This window comes from Sphingorhabdus buctiana (assembly GCF_042680825.1).
Taxonomy (GTDB): Bacteria; Pseudomonadota; Alphaproteobacteria; order Sphingomonadales; family Sphingomonadaceae; genus Sphingorhabdus_B; species Sphingorhabdus_B buctiana.
In genome coordinates this window covers 115,135-130,676 of the sequence record NZ_JBHUEL010000010.1, presented here as the reverse complement: position 1 = coordinate 130,676, position 15,542 = coordinate 115,135, and the positions used below count along the sequence as shown (strand labels likewise).

The window sequence follows — 15,542 nt, the reverse complement described above, 5'->3', positions numbered from 1 at the left end:
ATTTTGACAGCCTGCGGACTCATGGACCAGCCCGCACCGGCTTTTGACGAAATGCTGCGCCCCGATGGCGGTGCGCGCAGGGCCTATTCAGACTATGCTGCATGGTTTGAAGGCCAGCAGCTTGCAGCCCTGCGCAAAAAGGCAGATGAGGCCGATGCGGTGTTTCGCCGCACCGGAATCACCTTCAACGTCTATGGCGCTAACGAGGCTGAAGAGCGGCTGATTCCCTTCGACATTGTGCCCCGCATCATCGGCGCAAAGGAATGGTCGCGGCTCTCGCGCGGTATCGAACAGCGGGTGCGCGCGATCAACGCCTTCCTCCACGACATCTATCATCGGCAGGAAATCATCCGCGCCGGCCGTGTGCCCGAGGCTTTGATTGCCAAAAACAGCGCTTTCCTGCCTGCAATGATCGGCTTCACTCCGCCGGGCCGGGTCTACACCCACATCGTCGGCATCGATCTTGTCCGCACCAGCGAGGACGAATTCTACGTGCTTGAGGACAATGCCCGCACACCATCGGGCGTGTCCTACATGCTCGAAAACCGCGAGACGATGATGAACATGTTCCCCGAACTGTTCAGCGCAATCCGCGTGCGCGAAGTCGGCAGCTATCCCAAGAATTTGCGCCGCTCGCTGGAGGCCTGCGCACCGCAGGGATGCGACGGGAGGCCGGTGGTCGCGGTGCTGACGCCGGGCATTTATAACAGCGCCTATTTCGAGCATGCCTTCCTTGCCGACCAGATGGGGGCAGAACTGGTCGAAGGGCATGACCTGAGGATCGTTGACGGCCGCGTCGCCATGCGGACCACGCAGGGCTACAAACCAATCGACGTCCTCTACCGGCGCGTCGACGATGATTTCCTCGATCCGATGAGTTTCCGCCCGGAATCGCAATTGGGCGTCCCCGGGATCATGGACCTTTACCGTGCAGGCAAGATCACCATCGCCAATGCACCGGGCACTGGCATCGCCGATGACAAGGCGATCTACAGCTACATGCCTGAAATCGTCGAATTCTACACCGGCGAGAAGCCGCTGCTCGCCAATGTGCCGACATGGCGCTGCGCCGAGCCCGAGGCGCTCAAATATGTGCTCGACAATCTGAAGGAGCTCGTCGTCAAGGAGGTGCACGGCTCGGGCGGCTATGGAATGCTGGTTGGCCCCGCCGCGAGCAAGGATGAGATTGAGGCATTTGCCAAGAAACTGAAGGCGCGGCCCGGCAATTATATCGCGCAGCCGACATTGGCGCTTTCAACCGTTCCGGTGCTGACCAAGGCAGGCCTTGCCCCGCGCCATGTCGACCTGCGGCCCTTCGTCCTTGTCTCGCCCAATGGCATCGAAATCACCCCCGGCGGGCTGACCCGCGTTGCGCTCAAAAAAGGCTCGCTGGTCGTGAACTCAAGCCAGGGCGGTGGCACCAAGGACAGCTGGGTGCTGGAGGACTGACGGCGATGTTGGGGCGCACCGCAGGGGGGATATTCTGGATGTTCCGCTATCTCGAGCGGTGCGAGAATATGGCGCGCCTGCTGGAGGCTGGCCATCGCATGGCGCTGACTCGTAGCACCGGTTCGGATGAGGAATGGCGATCGGTCATCACCACCGCTGGCCTGCAAGCCGACTATGAAAGCCGGTTTGAGGATTATGCTGCTGCGCAGGTCGTGAACTACCTGCTGCGCGACAAAGCCAATTCGTCCGCCATTTTGTCGATGCTGGAAACCGCCCGCCACAATGCCCGCATGACACGGACCGCACTGACCCGTGAAGTGTGGGAGGCAACCAACATCTTCTGGATGCGACTGAAAGAAGCGCTGGCAAGGCCGGTACGCGAAACCGACCTTCCCGGCATAATCTCCATGATCCGCCAGCAATCGGCGCAGGTGCGCGGGGCACTGCACGGGTCAATGCTGCGGATCGATGTCTATAATTTCGCCCGTCTGGGTACCTTCCTCGAACGGGCAGACAGCACAGCCCGTATCCTAGACGTCAAATATTATGTCCTGTTGCCCTCGCTCTCTTTCGTTGGCTCCTCGCTCGACAATGTGCAGTGGGAAACGATCCTGCGCTCGGTATCGGCCGAGCACGCCTTCCGCTGGCTAAACGCCGCAGACACGCGGCCAGTGGGGGTTGCCGAATTCCTGATCCTCGACGAACGCTTCCCGCGCTCGCTCGCCTTTTGTTACCAGAAACTGTTCGGCAATCTGTGCTATCTCGAACGAGACTATGGTGCGCGGATGCCCGCACACGACCTCGCACAGGAAATCCATGACGGGCTGCAAAACCGCTCAATCGATGCCATTTTCGAAAGCGGGCTGCACGAATTCCTCACCGACTTCATGACCTGCAACGCACGACTCGCTGCGCAGATCGAGCGTGATTACCGCTTTTACGGATAGGTCGATGCTGCTGAAAATCCACCATCGCACCCATTATCATTATGAGCATCCCGTACCTTACGGGCTGCAGCGGTTGCGCATGATCCCCAAGGAAAATGCTGCGCAAAAAATCCTGAACTGGAAGACCGATATAGAGGGCGGCAAGGTTCAGGCCGACTATATCGATTATCACAACAACCATATCCTGCTCGTCAGCATCAATGAGGGCGTGAGTGACATCACCGTCGAATGCAGCGGCGAGGTTGAAACTTTCGATACCGCAGGCGTGATCGGCAAGCATGGCGGGCATGTGCCGCTCTGGTACTTCCTGCGTCCCACCAAGCTGACCGAGCCCAGTCGGGAAATCCAGGCACTCGCGAAATCGGTGCAAGGCGAAAATCTGGACCAACTGGCGATATTGCATGGCCTGTCATCGAAGATTCTTGCAACCGTCCGCTACGATATCGGCCATACCGATGCCGCGACCACGGCCGATGCGGCGCTAGCCGCAGGCCATGGCGTGTGCCAGGATCATGCCCATATCTTCATCGCTGCCGCCCGCTCGCTCGGCATTCCGGCCCGCTATGTCAGCGGCTACCTCATGCTCACCGACAGGGTGGAGCAGGAAGCCAGCCACGCTTGGGCCGAAGCCCATGTCGAAGGGCTGGGCTGGGTCGGCTTTGACGTGTCAAACGGCATCAGCCCCGATTTACGCTATGTCCGCGTCGCAACTGGCGCCGATTATGCCGAAGCCGCGCCTGTATCGGGCATTTCCTATGGCGGCGGTGAGCAGAGCATGGTTGTCAGCCTTGCCGTCGAGCAGTAACGCGAGCGCAAACAATATATCGGGGGCAAGAATAGAGTGACCTATTGCGTGGGGATGAAGCTGGATACGGGGCTGGTGTTCATGTCGGACACGCGCACCAATTCGGGCGTCGACAATATCTCGACCTTTCGCAAAATGCACAGCTTCGAAAAGCCGGGTGAGCGCCACATCACCATATTGTCCGCCGGCAACCTCGCCACCACCCAATCGGTCATCAGCCTACTGGCGGAACGCACAAAGGCACCCGAAGACCGCAATCCATCGATCCTCGCGGCGGCATCGATGTTTCAGGTTGCACAGATTATCGGTGATCTGCTGCGCGAAACCATCCGCACGCGCGAGCAGACCGGCCTGAATGCAGAGACCACCTTCAACGCGACACTGATCGTCGGCGGCCAGATCAAGGGCATGGAACCGCGCCTGTTCATGATCTATCCCGAGGGGAACTTCATCGAGGCATCGGAAGACACGCCCTTTTTCCAGATCGGCGAAACCAAATATGGCCGCCCGATCCTGGTGCGCGGTTTCCAGTCAGACATGAGCTTTGAAAGCGCGGTGAAGCTGCTGATGGTGTCGTTCGATTCGACCATGGCCGCCAATCTTTCGGTCGCGCTGCCTTTGGACATGCTGCTGCTGCCCAAGGATCGATTCGAGCCTTTGCAAAAGCGGCGGATTACCGAGGATGATCCCTATTTCAGCACGATATCGAGCAAATGGTCCGATGCGCTGCGCACCGCATTCCATTCGCTTCCCGATTATGTGATCGACTAGATCAGGCTGTTTCGAGCGCGCTGGCAAGCTTGTCGCGGATCGCGCGTAATTCAGGCACCAGTTTTGATGGCGGCGGCGATGCAAACAGATCGCCAATGGGTGCAGGCGGTGCGACGGGTGCCGCCTCTACAACCGGTGCCGCTTCGGAAACTGGCTGCACCTTCCCGCCCTTGGCCAGGAAGCTGCGCGCCCCGCGAATAGTATAGCCCTGATTGGTCAGCAAATCCTGGATCTGGTCGAGCAACGCAACATCCGACGGGCGGTAAAGCCGCCGCCCGCCTGCCCGCTTCAGCGGCTTGAGCATCGGGAACTGCTCTTCCCAATAACGCAGGATATGCGTTTTCACGCCCAGCCGGTCGGCCATTTCACCAATGGTCAGAAATGCCTCAGGAGCCTTTTCCATGCCCGCTTACTTGACCTTCTGGCGCAGGCCCTGGCTGGCACGGAAGGTAAGCACGCGGCGCGGCGTAATCGGCACTTCGACGCCCGTTTTCGGGTTGCGGCCGATGCGTTGCGCCTTGTCGCGCAGCACGAAAGTGCCAAAACCGGAAATCTTCACATTCTCCCCAGCGACCAGCGCATCGAGGATATGATCGAGCAAGGATTCGATGATCGCAGACGCGTCAGCCCTCGAAAGCCCGACATGCCGGTTGATCGCTTCTGCGATATCCGCGCGTGTCAAAGTACCTGCATCTGCCATGGATTACCTCCTTAGTGCATACGACCCTTTTTTGATTCCCAAGGAACATATAGCAATTTCAGAAGGATGTAAAATAGCGGACGAATTTTTACCGTCCGAAAACGGATCACATCCGGACGATCGACGCGCCCCAGGTAAATCCACCACCCATCGCCTCGAGAACGACGATATCGCCCTTCTTGATCCGGCCGTCGCGCACCGCGCCATCCAGCGCCAACGGCACCGATGCGGCAGAGGTATTGGCATGCTCGGCAACGGTCAGCACCACGCGTTCGGCGGGCAGGCCGAGCTTCTTCACGGTGGCATCGATGATGCGGGCATTGGCCTGGTGCGGAACGACCCAATCGATGTCCGCAGCATCCAGATCGGCCTGCTCGAGTACTTCGTGCATCACGCTGGCAAGGTTGGTGACGGCATGACGGAAAACTTCACGCCCCTGCATCCGCAGCTTGCCGACCGTTCCGGTGGTCGAAGGCCCGCCATCGACATAGAGCAGCTCATTATGCTTGCCGTCGGCGTGGAGCTGCGTCGCGAGGACACCACTGTCGCCGGTTTCGCCTGAAAGCACGACCGCACCGGCGCCATCACCGAACAGCACGCAGGTGCCGCGATCTTCCCAATCGAGAAGGCGGGTCATCGTCTCGGCACCGATCACCAGCGCGTTCTTCGCCGAACCTGCGCGGATCATGCTTTCCGCGACCGAAAAGGCATAAAGGAAGCCCGAGCATACAGCCGCGACGTCAAACGCGACCCCGCCATGGTGGCCAAGGATATGCTGCACCTTGGTGGCAGCAGCTGGAAAGGTCTGGTCGGGCGTGCAAGTGGCAACGATGATGAGGTCGATGTCCTTCTCGGTCATCCCTGCCGAATCAAGCGCGTTGCGGGCAGCTTCTGCACCCAAAGTTGCAGTGGTCTCATCGGGCCCGGCAATATGGCGGAACTTGATGCCGGTGCGCTCGGTAATCCATTCATCGGATGTATCAACCTGCGCTGCCAGTTCATCATTGGAAACCCGGCGCTTAGGCAGGGCAGAACCCGTCCCCTTGATAACGGCACGAAGCGCGGTTCCGCTCATTCCTCAATGACTTCCTTGCCTGCGATCTGTTCCAGATCCTGCGCGATGCGCGTGGTAATATCGTCCTCGACCAGCCGGGCCGCGACTTTAACCGCGTTGGCGACGCCTTCGATGCTGGCGCTGCCATGGCTTTTGACAACAACGCCATTGAGACCAAGGAAGACCGCGCCATTATGATTGTTCGGATCGAGATGGTGCTTCAAAAGCTCGGTCGCGGGGCGCGAGACGAGGAAGCCGAACTTGGAGCGGATCGAGCTGGTAAAGGCGCGGCGCAACAGATCGGTCACGAACCGCGCAGCACCCTCGATCGATTTGAGCGCGATATTGCCCGAAAAGCCATCGCAAACGACAACATCGCATTCGCCACGGTTGATCTTGTCAGCCTCGATAAAGCCTTGGAAGGCCATGTGCAGCTCGGGGCTTTCGCGCAGATGCTGCGCGGCAAAACGCAGGCTGTCGGTGCCTTTGAGCTCTTCGGTGCCGATGTTGAGCAGGCGCACACGCGGCTTTTCGAAATTGTAGAGGATGCGCGAATAGGCCGCGCCCATGACCGCAAATTGCACAAGGTTGCGGGCATCGCATTCGGTGTTTGCGCCAAGATCGAGCATCACGACATCGGTATCGGTGAGCGTCGGCAGCAAGGCGGCAAGCGCCGGCCGATCTATCCCCGGCATGGTGCGCAACGCGAGCTTTGCCATTGCCATCAGCGCGCCGGTATTTCCGGCGCTGACAGCTGCGGCGGCTTCGCCCGCCTTTACTGCGTTGATTGCCAGCCCCATCGAGCTGCCACGCGACTTGCGCAACGCCTGGCTCGGCTTGTCATCGCCGGTGACAACTTCGGTGGTGTGGAGGATTTCGGACGCTGCGCGCAGATTCGGGTGGTTTTCGAGTGCAGCCTTGATCTGCACTTCATCACCAACCAACAGGAATTTGAATCTTTCGTGCCGGTGACGCGCCAAAGCGGCGCCCGCGATCATCACGCGAACGCCTTCATCACCGCCCATCGCATCTATGGCGATACGCGGTGAAGTGGTCACGATATCATCCCTCCAATGAGAAGAGCGATTGTCCGGAAATTAGGCGACAGCGAGGATTTCGCGGCCGTTATAGTGGCCGCAAGCAGTGCACACATGGTGCGGGCGCTTCAGTTCGCCGCAGTTCGAGCATTCCTGAAAGGCTTCAGCCTTCAGCGAATCATGGCTACGACGCATGCCGCGTTTGGACGGCGTGGTTTTTCTCTTGGGGACAGCCATCTCGGCACCTGTTCCATTTCAAAAAAATCTAATGTTTCTACGGCTTTAAAGCGAAAAGGCGACGCTGGCAAGCAAGGCCGGAAGCGGCGTCTAAACACCCAAAGCTGCGGATGAGGGGCGGCTAATACCGATTTTTCCGTGCTTTGCAAGTTCGCAGATGGCTGATAGCACCGCTTTCCAACAACGGGAGGACAATATCATGCTTTCATTACCGATTACCTTGACGATTGCAGCGGGTGCCGCGCTGGTGAACATCTGGCTGATGATCCGCTGCGGGCAAGCGCGCACCAAGGGCGGCGTCTCGATCGGCGATGGCGGCGACGAGTTCCTGATCCGCCGCATGCGCGCGCACGCCAATTTCGTCGAAAGTGCACCCTTCGTGCTGGTGCTGATTGCGGCGCTCGAAGCAACCCAGGGCTCGCCCACCTGGCTGTGGTATGTCGGCATCATCTACATCTTCGGCCGCCTCGCACATGGCCTCGGCATGGACGGCGGCACCTTCGCCAAAGGCCGGATGGTCGGCACGCTGATCACTCTGCTGACGCTGCTTGGGCTTGCAGGTTATGCGCTGTGGAGCGTCTATTCGAAACTGGGCTAAGCCCCAATCTCCCCTCCCGCCTGCGGGAGGGGGCATTTTCAGCTCAGCGCATAATCCGAGACATAGGCGTTGACCTTGCGTTCATAGCCGAACTGGCTGGTCGGGCCGTGGCCCGGAATGAAGGTCACATCGTCGCCGAGCGGCCATAATTTCTTGGTGATCGAATCGATCAGTTCCTGATGGTTGCCGCGCGGGAAATCGGTGCGGCCGATTGAGCCCTGGAACAACACATCACCGACAATCGCAAGGCGGCTGGGGCCGTGGTAGAAAATGACATGCCCCGGCGTATGACCCGGGCAGTGAATCACATCGAGCACAAGATTGCCGACGGTGACGGTATCGCCGTCTTTCAGCCAACGATCAGGCTCAAAAGTCTTGGCGTCCATCCCCCAGCGCTTGCCATCATCGTCAAGCTGCGCGATCCAGAAACGGTCCTCCTCGTGCGGGCCTTCGATAGTCAAGCCCAGTTCCTGCGCCAGCATGCCCGTCTGCCCGCAATGGTCGAGATGGCCGTGGGTAACGAGCAGCTTTTCGAGCTCAACCCCGGTTTTCGCCACAGCATCCTTCAGCTTGTGCAGATCACCCCCCGGATCGACCAGCGCCGCCTTGTTGGTTTCCGTGCACCAAAGCAGCGTGCAATTCTGCTGCAGCGGAGTGACGGGGATTATGACCGCCTTCAAAGGCGGTTGGGCGTTCATGTTCGAGGTGACGTTGCTCATGCGCGATATGTGGCTCCAACCACAGCGAAGCGCAAGTTCAGTCTTCGTCGTCCAACGTCCAGAGAGGAGCATCGAGCGCTTTCGCCAATGCCTTGCGTAACTTTGGCGTGCCATAACGCGCGCCAGACTCAATCTGGCTGAGGGCAGACTGGGTACAGCCAGCAGTCTTCGCTAGCGTTATCTGCGACATTCCGCGAAACTTCCGCCAGGCCGCGATCGGGGAATGACCGTCCAGGATTAGTTCCAAAACTTTCCCTGGCATTGTTCCTTCGCCTGCAGACAGCCTTGCAACCTGCACACGTGCGGCCAGCATATCTTGGCTCTCTTCGGCCAGAGTTTGAAGACGCTCGAAATCAGCAGCAGGTAGCACGACCATTTCGGTGCCGTCAGGAGCGACAAATTTTTGCGGTACGTATCCCATTTGCAACCTCAATCATAAACACTGCCGCGTGCTGCGATCCGAATGACGAGAAGGACAACAAAATCCTCTGTAAATATAACCCGCCAATCACCTACGCGCATCCGTTTGAAACCATCACCGCCCTTCATCGTGACGACGTTGTTCGCCAATGAAGCAGGATCTTGAGCATATTGTTCCACCTTATTGCAGATTCGACGTGAGGTGGAGTTATCCATCCGCCTCAGCGCCTTAACCGCATCACGGCTATACTCTACCCGCCTCATTCAAATAACCAATATAACATATTGTTATTTTTGTCCATTGAAATATCACAACCTGCGTCCCACCCAGACCACGCGGCCGACCACCTGCACTTCGGCTGGGTCGCGGTCGGGCCAGGATGGATAGGCGGGATTATCCGACAGCACTGACAACCGCCCGCCAGGCGCGGGCGCAAGCCGCTTCACCATCAACACTCCATCGATGCGGATGACATGGATGCCATCGCGTAGCGGCTTTAGCGCCGCGCCTTTGTCGACCATGATATCGTCGCCATCGTTCAGCGTCGGTTGCATCGAATCGCCTTCGACGCGGATCAGCGACACATTGCGTGGCTCAACACCCAACTTGCGCAGCCATTGTTCGTCAAAGCCGACCTTGCCGGCCAGCGCCTCTCCATCGGCGAGCGCACCCGCACCCGCCGATGCACCAACCGCCAGCTTGGGCACCAGTTTCAGGTTGTCACTTTTGCCCCCTACTTCTTCGGGCGCGCCAAGCAGCTGCGGATCAACGCCATAATAACGCGCGAGGATCGAACGCTCACGTTCGGGCAGGTTCTTGGGGGAACCGCGCTTGATAAATTGCTGGATATAGGCGGGGTTGCGCCCGACGAGCCGCGACAGCGCGGAATAATCGTCACCATGCGACTGGATCAGCCGTTCAAGTTCGGCGCGCGGATCGCTGCTCATCATTCACCTACATTAGCAATAGGATTTTTCCTAGACAAGTAGGATTTTTCCTATCACCAATGTTCTTACATTGTTCTCATTGATTCGTCGATGGAACAGTTCCCGAAGGGTGGTGCCAAGGAAAGGACAGCAATGCACATCAATCGAAAGATCGAACAGTTCCTGCGCTTGCACAATATGGCCCCAACCACTTTTGGACGGCGGGTAGCGCGCGATCCGCGACTCGTGCTCGATATGCGCAACGGCCGCTGCCTGCGACCGGCGATGGTGTTAAAGGCGGAAGCGTTCATGGCGGCTTATGAACGCGATCTCGAGCTGCTCAACTTGCGGGAAGCGGCATGAGCGGATCGCGCACCAGCCTGGAGGCCGCGTTGCTGGCGCTGCTGCCCGATGCCCGCCTAACCGGATGCAAGCGCAGCGCCTGGCACAGCGCGACATTTTCCGGCGAGCGGGTGGTCGCAAGGCTCGAACTACACGGGCCTGAGCGCGATTCGGCGGCTGAAGCGTTCACCAAGGCATTGCCTGAAACCGAGTTCCAACTCCGCAGGCAGTTCGTTGCCGACATATCGGTGAGTGCGCAGCGCGCCTTGCCGGGCGCGATTGCCCTGACGGTTGAGGCATTGCTACTCGACGAATGACCTTAGCGGGTGCGCGCGTTCATCCGGTGGAGCGTTTCCAACGCGGAACGCAACGCAGCATCCAGTTCTTCCGATTCGGGACGCGGCGGCACATCGGCAGGTGCTTCCTCCGCTTCCACAGCACGCAGCGGCGCGGGATCGATTGCCACCGGCTCGATTTCTGCCGCTGGCGAGATATCAGGGCGGATTGGCTGGACATTGGAGGGCAATTCACTTGCCAGCTTTTCGATAAAGGCCAATTGGGCATCGCGTTCGGCGAGCGCGGTTTCAAAACGGCGGACCATTTCGTCGAGTGAATTCGCATCGCCCTGGGGCGCTGCGACGGGTTCCTCCGCAGTCTCTTCCGCGGGCTGGACTAGCTCGACCGCTTCAACCTCTTCAGCCTCCACCCATTCTGCCTCGACTTCGATCGTTGCCTCTTCATCCCCCATTTCAACCGCCTCGACCTCGGTCGGCTCCGCGAAATTGGCTTCTGCCTCGGCAATGTCGCGTTGGGCGGAGAAAGGACGACGCGGCGGGGCATCAGGATGGGCATCGCCGGCGCGCAGCTTGGGCAGGTCAGCAAGGTCGTTGATGCCATCGCCATTGCGGCGGGCGGCAACAAAAGCGGCAAACCAGGCCTTCACACGCGCAAGCAGCGAAACGCGTGGAGCCTCTTCTTCGAAACTGTCCTCATTATCGCCGAAAACCTCGGGATTGGTCCAGAGCGGCTCGTCATGCGAAATTGCTGCTAGGTCGGAATGTCCCGTACGGCGCAGCAACAGCGCTGCGAGGATGAGAAGCGTCAAAGCGCCAAAACCATAGGAAATCAGCGCGCGTGCGGTATCGCCAAGCGGAGCGGCGGTTGCGGGAATCATTTCCGAAACCCCGGTCGAACCTGTCAGCGTTTCCCAGATGCCGGTGGGCACGAACATCGCGACAATGGCGGCGGCTGCGCCGCCCCCCGTCGCTATCGCAACGGCCCGTGTCTGGTCATCGAATTTCAGCATCGCTTGCATAGATACCCTGTTTTTTCAACGGGCTCGCATCGCGACCGGGCCGCGACCTTACCCTTTATTAGCACGGCCTATCAGGAAATGGTAAACAGGATCGTAACGCATTATGTTCTTCTGCCAGTTGCGTTCGCGCTCGACAAAGGCGCGCGCATGGGCCTTGCGATCGGGCCACATCGCCTTGGCGGCGAACAATTCATCAATGGCTTCAGCCGCACCTGCGGGATTATCGGCGGGGAATATGGCGCCGGTCACGCCATCTTCTATCAGTTCGCGATGGCCGCCGACATCTGAAGCTGCAACCAGCCGCCCCTGCGCCATCGCCTCCAACGGCTTGAGCGGAGTGACAAGCTCGGTCAGCCGCATGCGTTTGCGCGGATAGGCGAGCACATCGATCAGGCTGTAATAGCGTTCAACCACTTCATGCGGAATGCGCCCGATAAAGTGGATGCGTGCAGCAACCGGGGAAGCGTCGGCCTGTGCGCGCAAGGCCTTTTCCATCGGCCCACCGCCGACGAGCAGCAGGTGCGCATCCTTTGCCGCGTCGCGCAAATGCGCCATTGCTGCAATCAGGTCATCAATGCCCTCATAATCGTAAAAGCTGCCGATATAGCCAATCACATCCTTGCCGCTCAGCCCCAGCTCCTCGGCCAGCGCAGCGTCGCGCGGCGGCGGGTTGCCGAACAATTCCATGTCGACGCCATTGGGCGAGACGAAGATCTTGCCTGCATCAAAACCGCGCGCAACCAGATCGGATCGCAGGCCTTCGCAAATCACCGCGACTTTGTCTGCCCGGGCGACGACATGATTCTCAAGCGCACGGGTGAAGCGGTATTTGAGCGAACCTTCATGGCCAGTGCCATTGCCGACCGCCGCATCCTCCCAAAAGGCGCGGATTTCATAGACGAGCGGCAAACCCAGCCGTGCCGCAGCCCTTGCCGCAGCCAATCCGTTCAGCGCTGGTGAGTGCGCGTGGATGAGGTCGAACGGCCAATCGCGATGGATTTCGACAATGCGCTTCTCCAGCGCGCGAATCTCGCGCCATTCGCGCACGCCCGATGGGCCAGAAACCTGCAGGGGGGTGCGATAAAACAACAATCCTTCGGCCTCTTCTTCGAGCCCTGCTGGTTCCATTCCGTGCTGGTATTGCCGCACCCCGGTCAACCCGCGCACATCCCATCCGGCACCGAGTTGCGATTTCAGGATCGCGCGCGTGCGAAAGGTATAGCCGCTGTGCAACGGCAGGCTGTGGTCTAGAATATGCAGTATGCGGCCCATCACCCGCCCATAGGCGCAGAATATTTAACGCCGCGTCAACCCAAACAAGCTAATGCTTTTCCTGATTTTTCATTTTCACGCGATGCCTTGGCATCGACAGGGCTGGCAGGGACCAACGCCGGATGATCGACAATCTATCGATATTGCTGAGCCACGGCCTGCTGCTGCTCGCCTTCTGGTTGCTCACCCGGCGCGACGACCTCGATAGCGAACCCCCACCGCCACCCGATGCGGAACCACAGGGTTTCGCCGTCCGTCGTCCTCGCGCATCAAAGGAACAACCCGGCGATGCGTGACCTGTTCTTTGTCGGCTATCTGGGCCTGCTGATGCTGATGGCGTTCAAGCGCCCGTTCCTGTTCACGTTGGTCTATGCCTATATCGATATCGTCGCGCCGCAGCGGCTGAGCTATTTCCTGCTCAATTCGATACCGCTGTCGCTGATCCTGTTTGCGCTGGCAGTGCTTGGCTTCCTGATAAGCGATGACAAGCGCGACGTGCGGGTATCGCCGCGCTGGGCGCTGTTGATCGTGCTTCTGGCCTATTGCGGCTATTCGACCACGGTCGCACTCGAACCAGTGGCCGCGCAGGAAAAATGGAGCTGGGTGTGGAAGGCACTGGTCTTTGCCGCCTTCTTGCCGCTGCTGCTCAAGACGCGGCTGCGGATCGAGGCGCTGGCGCTGACCCTTGTCCTTTGTGCGTCGGCGCTGATCGTCACCGGCGGCATCAAAACCGCGTTGGGTGGCGGCGGCTATGGCTCGCTCGTCCTTCTTATCGACGATAATTCAGGGCTGTACGAGGGCAGCATCATCAGCTGCGTTGCCATCGCAATCATCCCGCTGATTGTCTGGCTGGCGCAGCATGGAACGATTTTCAAACCCGACTGGAAGGTAAAGACCTACGCCGCCGCACTGACCTTTGCCGCATTGCTGATCCCGGTCGGCACGCAGGCACGCACCGGCCTTGTGTGCATCGCTGTGCTGGCGCTGCTCGCCATACGCCAGACGAAGCGGCGCTTCCTCTACCTCACCGGTGCCGCCTTGGTCGGGCTGGCAGCCATCCCCTTCCTCCCCTCAGCCTTTTCCGACCGGATGGAAACGATCAAGGATTACAAGGCAGATGAATCCGCTGCCACGCGCGTTGCCGTTTGGAAATGGACGTGGGAATTTGTGCAGGAACATCCCTTTGGCGGCGGCTTTGATGCCTATCGCATCAACAAGATCCGCTATGACTTGCCGGTCGTCGATGAAAACGGGTTCGATACCGGCGCAGTAGACCGCAAGGAAATCGTCGACCAGGGCCGCGCTTATCACAGCAGCTATTTTGAAATGTTGGGCGAACAAGGCTTTCCCGGCCTGATCATCTGGCTCCTGATCCATGTAGGCGGGGTCTGGCGTATGGAAATGCTCGCCCGCATGTACAAGAAGCGCAACCGGCCCGATGAGGGCTGGGTCGCACCACTCGCCACCGCGCTTCAAAATGCGCAGATCATCTACCTTGTCGGCTCGCTGTTTGTCGGCATCGCATTCCAGCCCTTTGTCTATATGCTGATCGCGATGCAGCTTGGGCTCGACACCTATCTGGCCCGCAGGCGCAACGAGGCCGCGTGGACACCGATCAGGAAGCAACGGATGCGGACCCGGGAAGCCTGAGCGATATCGCTCCCCTCCCGCTTGCGGGAGGGGATGTTCTGGCCGGACCTGAATGGCTTGCTGCGATGGAGCGCGCAGACTAGAACAGCGGCATGACCGCACCTGTTCCGAAAATCCCGTCCGACCCGATTGCAGCCATCAACGAACGACTGACCTATTATTCGGATGTGGTGACCGAATGGGTGCGCGGCAATATTGCCGAACTGGCCGTGGCCGCTGCGGCTGCGGTGCTGGTTTACCTGCTGCTGAGCTGGCTCAAGCGGCGTGCCGCCAAGATTGCCCGCGAACGCGAAGATCATGCGGCGATGGCGTCGATCATTGCCCGGACCATAGCCCGGACAGGCAAATTCTTCCGCGTGATGGCCGCAATCGAACTGGTCAACGGCTATGCCAATGCACCCGCCCCCTTGGCCCGCACCATCGATGTGCTTTTCACCATTGCTGTCGTGCTGCAGGCGGCGGTCTGGCTGCGTGAAATCATCCTTGGCCTTATCGAACGGCGCGCGAGCGACAGCGGCGGCGAACATGAAACGCTGCAAAGCGCGATGGTGCTCATCCGCCTGCTGGTCAGCTTTGCGGTCTTTGCGATTGCCGCGATTGTCATCCTCGACAATCTGGGCGTTAATGTAACCGGCCTGATTGCCGGTTTGGGCGTCGGCGGCATTGCCATCGGTCTTGCCGCGCAGGGCATATTCTCTGACCTGTTCGCAGCGATATCGATCATCTTCGACCGCCCGTTCAAACGCGGCGACACCATCACCTATGATACCACAACTGCGCGGGTGGAGCGCATCGGGATGAAGAGCACGCGGCTGCGCGCGCTGACGGGCGAGGAGAAAATCATCTCCAATTCGAAGCTGCTCGAAAAGGAAATCACCAACAACACGCTATCGGTCTATCGCCGCGTGGTCTTCCTTATCAGCCTTGTTTACCACACGCCCACCGAAACCGCAGCGCGCGTGCCCGATATCCTGCGCGAGATCGTCGAAAGGGAAGGCGCGGAATTCATCCGTGGTGGCTTCCACAGCTTCGCGCCCAGTTCGCTCGATTTCCAGCTCGTCTTTGACGTGCAGAGCGAGGATGTGGACGAAATGTTCACCGCGCGCCATGCCATTGGCCTCGGCATTGCAAAGCGTTTTGCCGAAGAGGGAATCGAATTCGCTTACCCGACGCAGACGACCTACACCGCAGCGCCCGATGGCACGTTCGTCATGCCCTATGCAGAACCGCAAAAAGCGGCACCTGCACCCCGAAAAAAGGCGTGATTCGCGCCCATTGTCGGGCCTGAAGGCGAAGTGA

Annotated in this window: 21 protein-coding genes; 10 read left to right on the top strand and 11 right to left on the bottom strand. The window is 59.3% G+C overall.

Going from position 1 to position 15,542, the window contains the following annotated elements:
- Positions 1-21: 21 nt before the first annotated feature.
- Genes ACFSAG_RS11310 through ACFSAG_RS11295 form a run of 4 tightly spaced genes read left to right on the top strand, consistent with a single transcriptional unit; the run spans position 22 to position 3,972 of the window.
- On the top strand, positions 22-1,449 hold the full coding sequence (locus tag ACFSAG_RS11310; RefSeq protein ID WP_381514787.1) for a circularly permuted type 2 ATP-grasp protein: 1,428 nt from the start codon (positions 22-24) through the stop codon (positions 1,447-1,449).
- A gap of 5 nt (positions 1,450-1,454) precedes the next feature.
- On the top strand, positions 1,455-2,396 hold the full coding sequence (locus ACFSAG_RS11305) for an alpha-E domain-containing protein (RefSeq protein ID WP_381514784.1): 942 nt from the start codon (positions 1,455-1,457) through the stop codon (positions 2,394-2,396).
- 4 nt (positions 2,397-2,400) lie between these two features.
- Entirely contained in the window at positions 2,401-3,201 is an 801-nt protein-coding gene (locus ACFSAG_RS11300) for a transglutaminase family protein (protein ID WP_381514782.1), read from the top strand.
- Between the two features lie 54 nt (positions 3,202-3,255).
- Complete coding sequence (locus tag ACFSAG_RS11295) at positions 3,256-3,972, top strand: proteasome-type protease (RefSeq protein ID WP_381514779.1); 717 nt, start codon at positions 3,256-3,258, stop codon at positions 3,970-3,972.
- 1 nt (position 3,973) lies between these two features.
- On the opposite strand, the gene ACFSAG_RS11290 is transcribed toward ACFSAG_RS11295, so the two are convergent.
- The 5 genes from ACFSAG_RS11290 to rpmF form a co-directional block, all read right to left on the bottom strand.
- Positions 3,974-4,375 carry a MerR family transcriptional regulator gene (locus ACFSAG_RS11290; RefSeq protein ID WP_381514776.1) on the bottom strand — a complete coding sequence of 134 codons (402 nt, stop codon included), beginning with the start codon at positions 4,373-4,375 and terminating at the stop codon, positions 3,974-3,976.
- A gap of 6 nt (positions 4,376-4,381) precedes the next feature.
- Positions 4,382-4,672, bottom strand: coding sequence for an integration host factor subunit alpha (locus ACFSAG_RS11285; RefSeq protein ID WP_381514774.1), 291 nt, complete (start codon positions 4,670-4,672; stop codon positions 4,382-4,384).
- 106 nt (positions 4,673-4,778) lie between these two features.
- Positions 4,779-5,747 carry a beta-ketoacyl-ACP synthase III gene (locus ACFSAG_RS11280; RefSeq protein ID WP_381514771.1) on the bottom strand — a complete coding sequence of 323 codons (969 nt, stop codon included), beginning with the start codon at positions 5,745-5,747 and terminating at the stop codon, positions 4,779-4,781.
- Positions 5,744-6,784, bottom strand: a complete 1,041-nt coding sequence (plsX, locus tag ACFSAG_RS11275) for a phosphate acyltransferase PlsX (RefSeq protein WP_374613228.1) — start codon at positions 6,782-6,784, stop codon at positions 5,744-5,746. Before plsX ends, ACFSAG_RS11280 begins: the two co-directional genes overlap by 4 nt.
- 39 nt (positions 6,785-6,823) lie before the next feature.
- Positions 6,824-7,000, bottom strand: coding sequence for a 50S ribosomal protein L32 (gene rpmF / locus ACFSAG_RS11270; RefSeq protein WP_374613230.1), 177 nt, complete (start codon positions 6,998-7,000; stop codon positions 6,824-6,826).
- A gap of 157 nt (positions 7,001-7,157) precedes the next feature.
- On the opposite strand from rpmF, the gene ACFSAG_RS11265 reads away from it, so the two are divergent.
- Positions 7,158-7,598 (top strand): MAPEG family protein, encoded by a 441-nt coding sequence (locus ACFSAG_RS11265; protein WP_381514767.1) that lies wholly within the window; start codon positions 7,158-7,160, stop codon positions 7,596-7,598.
- A 38-nt stretch (positions 7,599-7,636) separates the two neighbouring features.
- On the opposite strand, the gene ACFSAG_RS11260 is transcribed toward ACFSAG_RS11265, so the two are convergent.
- The 4 genes from ACFSAG_RS11260 to ACFSAG_RS11245 are packed head-to-tail and all read right to left on the bottom strand — an operon-like array spanning position 7,637 to position 9,688.
- Positions 7,637-8,317 (bottom strand): MBL fold metallo-hydrolase, encoded by a 681-nt coding sequence (locus ACFSAG_RS11260; protein ID WP_381514764.1) that lies wholly within the window; start codon positions 8,315-8,317, stop codon positions 7,637-7,639.
- Between the two features lie 37 nt (positions 8,318-8,354).
- The gene (locus ACFSAG_RS11255) at positions 8,355-8,738 is read right to left on the bottom strand and encodes a helix-turn-helix domain-containing protein (protein WP_381514762.1); all 384 of its coding nucleotides are present in this window, start codon (positions 8,736-8,738) and stop codon (positions 8,355-8,357) included.
- A gap of 8 nt (positions 8,739-8,746) precedes the next feature.
- Positions 8,747-9,001: a type II toxin-antitoxin system RelE family toxin gene (locus ACFSAG_RS11250; RefSeq protein WP_381514759.1), complete on the bottom strand. Its 255-nt coding sequence runs from the start codon at positions 8,999-9,001 to the stop codon at positions 8,747-8,749.
- Between the two features lie 45 nt (positions 9,002-9,046).
- Positions 9,047-9,688, bottom strand: a complete 642-nt coding sequence (locus ACFSAG_RS11245; protein ID WP_381514757.1) for a S24 family peptidase — start codon at positions 9,686-9,688, stop codon at positions 9,047-9,049.
- A gap of 129 nt (positions 9,689-9,817) precedes the next feature.
- Between ACFSAG_RS11245 and ACFSAG_RS11240 the strand changes: the two genes are divergently transcribed.
- Together ACFSAG_RS11240 and ACFSAG_RS11235 are read left to right on the top strand one after the other, a co-directional pair.
- The gene (locus ACFSAG_RS11240) at positions 9,818-10,027 is read left to right on the top strand and encodes a hypothetical protein (RefSeq protein WP_374613238.1); all 210 of its coding nucleotides are present in this window, start codon (positions 9,818-9,820) and stop codon (positions 10,025-10,027) included.
- Positions 10,024-10,323 (top strand): hypothetical protein, encoded by a 300-nt coding sequence (locus tag ACFSAG_RS11235; RefSeq protein ID WP_381514754.1) that lies wholly within the window; start codon positions 10,024-10,026, stop codon positions 10,321-10,323. Before ACFSAG_RS11240 ends, ACFSAG_RS11235 begins: the two co-directional genes overlap by 4 nt.
- 2 nt (positions 10,324-10,325) lie before the next feature.
- On the opposite strand, the gene ACFSAG_RS11230 is transcribed toward ACFSAG_RS11235, so the two are convergent.
- Entirely contained in the window at positions 10,326-11,312 is a 987-nt protein-coding gene (locus ACFSAG_RS11230; RefSeq protein ID WP_381514752.1) for a hypothetical protein, read from the bottom strand.
- A gap of 57 nt (positions 11,313-11,369) precedes the next feature.
- A complete protein-coding gene (locus ACFSAG_RS11225) occupies positions 11,370-12,593 on the bottom strand; it encodes a TIGR04063 family PEP-CTERM/XrtA system glycosyltransferase (protein WP_381515321.1) in 1,224 nt (407 codons plus the stop codon).
- Between the two features lie 122 nt (positions 12,594-12,715).
- On the opposite strand from ACFSAG_RS11225, the gene ACFSAG_RS11220 reads away from it, so the two are divergent.
- From ACFSAG_RS11220 to ACFSAG_RS11210, 3 genes are all read left to right on the top strand, one after another.
- Positions 12,716-12,889 carry a hypothetical protein gene (locus ACFSAG_RS11220; protein WP_381514749.1) on the top strand — a complete coding sequence of 58 codons (174 nt, stop codon included), beginning with the start codon at positions 12,716-12,718 and terminating at the stop codon, positions 12,887-12,889.
- Positions 12,882-14,243, top strand: a complete 1,362-nt coding sequence (locus tag ACFSAG_RS11215) for a putative O-glycosylation ligase, exosortase A system-associated (protein ID WP_381514747.1) — start codon at positions 12,882-12,884, stop codon at positions 14,241-14,243. Before ACFSAG_RS11220 ends, ACFSAG_RS11215 begins: the two co-directional genes overlap by 8 nt.
- Positions 14,244-14,335: 92 nt before the next feature.
- The gene (locus ACFSAG_RS11210) at positions 14,336-15,508 is read left to right on the top strand and encodes a mechanosensitive ion channel family protein (RefSeq protein ID WP_381514744.1); all 1,173 of its coding nucleotides are present in this window, start codon (positions 14,336-14,338) and stop codon (positions 15,506-15,508) included.
- Positions 15,509-15,542: the final 34 nt, after the last annotated feature.